Source organism: Streptomyces sp. NPDC001135, assembly GCF_053598395.1.
Genome location: NZ_JBSFKD010000082.1, coordinates 1 through 1,702 on the forward strand (window position 1 = coordinate 1; position 1,702 = coordinate 1,702).

The 1,702-nt window shown below is 74.3% G+C and carries 3 protein-coding genes and 1 pseudogene; all 4 read right to left on the reverse strand.

Going from position 1 to position 1,702, the window contains the following annotated elements:
* Positions 1 to 194: 194 nt before the first annotated feature.
* Positions 195 to 821, reverse strand: a complete 627-nt coding sequence (locus ACWC94_RS42245; RefSeq protein WP_450803091.1) for a DUF6286 domain-containing protein — start codon at positions 819 to 821, stop codon at positions 195 to 197.
* Positions 822 to 933: 112 nt separating this feature from the next.
* Positions 934 to 1,341: an Asp23/Gls24 family envelope stress response protein gene (locus ACWC94_RS42250; protein ID WP_450803092.1), complete on the reverse strand. Its 408-nt coding sequence runs from the start codon at positions 1,339 to 1,341 to the stop codon at positions 934 to 936.
* Positions 1,338 to 1,505 (reverse strand): hypothetical protein, encoded by a 168-nt coding sequence (locus ACWC94_RS42255; RefSeq protein WP_030645371.1) that lies wholly within the window; start codon positions 1,503 to 1,505, stop codon positions 1,338 to 1,340. The genes ACWC94_RS42250 and ACWC94_RS42255 overlap by 4 nt, the downstream gene beginning before the upstream one ends.
* 84 nt (positions 1,506 to 1,589) lie before the next feature.
* A pseudogene (locus ACWC94_RS42260) lies at positions 1,590 to 1,702 on the reverse strand (Asp23/Gls24 family envelope stress response protein); the annotation flags it as partial.

The window sequence follows — 1,702 nt, forward strand, 5'->3', positions numbered from 1 at the left end:
CGAGCAGGACGTCGGCCGGACCGGTCAGGGGCCAGCCGGCGGGTGGGGCCAGATCATGCCGCCGGTAGAGGTCGAGCCCGGCGAAGAGGATGAGCAGTCCGCCGCCGAGGAGGACCAGTCCTGCGAGCGCCAGCAGACTGCGGTTGATTGCGGGTCTCGGCGTCATGGCGGGCTCCGGTGCTGCGGGTCTTGTGTCAGCGGGGGCGTCGCCGCGTCCGTACGGCGATGCGGGGAGGACGGGCGAGGGCGAGCCGGTCGCGCTCCTCGTCGAGGACGGCGGTGAGGTCGTCCTTCACCTGTCGGGGGTCTCGGAAGCGGACGTCCGCGCGGGCTTTGATGCGGTGGCGGCCCACCAGGACGTGCGCCGCGCCGACTCCGGGGACCCGCATGGCGGCGTCACGCAGCAGGACGGCAGCGCTGTTGCGGTCCACGAAGGCCCGCAATCGCGGGCAGCCGGCGGGTGAGCGCAGGGGCAGCCAACGGCGTTGCCCGGGGGTGAGGGCCAGGACGATCAGCCAGACGCCGACGGCGGCGGCCACGGCGGCTCCCGTCAGCATCCACACGTCGTCCACCGGGCGGGTGGCCAGTTCGTCGGCCAGGTGCCGTCGCCAGGCCGTGGCCGGACGTCCCGCCCGTACGGCGATAACGTCGACGAGCGTCGCGACCGCGGCCACGAGGATCACCACGGCGACCAGCGCCGCCGTGATGCGGCGCGCGGACCACTTGCGACGGGTTCGGTGCCCTCCTTCGCGCTCACCGGCTGTGAGGTCCGAGGGGGACACGTCGCGTTCGGGAGGGTCGGGCTCCTTCGCCAGCGGCACTGCGGCACGGTGCGTGGACGACGCGGGGCCGCGGCCCGGGGGACGTGGACCGGATGTCATCGCGATAGCCCTTCCTGCACAGCGTGCCCGGTGACCCGGGCCGCCCGGCCGCTCACCGGACCCGCCCCCGGCTCGGGTCGGCGGCGGTCACCAGCCGCCGGACGGTGAGAAGGACCTCTCCCACCCGCAGCCCGGTCAGCTGGGCGACCCGTTCGGCGACGTCCTGCTGGATCCGCTCGCAGACACGGGGAATGTCGGTGGGGTAGGGCAGGTCCATGGTCAGATGCAGGCGCACCGATCCGGTACGGACGGCGGCGGAGGCGCGGGGTGCCGCAGGTCCGCCCCGATCGGGCGGTACGGCGGCGCGCCGCGACTGCGCCGCGCGCGCGGCCTGCGCGGCGATACGGGCGACCACCCTGTCCGGGATGACGGTGGCGCCCCGCTCGGCCGGGGGCGGCAGCCCGGCGGCCGGCGCCGGCGGGCCCGACCCCTCGCCGGGGGAACCGGGCCGGGTCTTCACCGCTGCCTCCGTGTCCGGAGGTCCAGGTCGCCCTGTACGACGAGGCCGACGATCAGCCCCGCCGCGCCCAGGACCAGGACCAGCAAAAACGCCCAGAAGCCGCCGAAGTAGCCGGCGAAGCCGAGGGCCATGCCGGCCGCGAGTCCCGTCGTTGCTGTGTTCATCTCGCACTCACCCGTCTCGCGAGCGTCTCTCTCGCCGTGATCATCCGCTCGGGCCCGAGGACACGGCGGTGCTCCCGGCAGCGGTCATCTCACGCGGCCCTCGTCCAGTTCGGTCTGTTCCTCCTCGTCGTCGGGCAGGTGGACGTCGTCGACGGCGATGTTCACCTCGACGACCTCCAGGCCCGTCATCCGCTCCA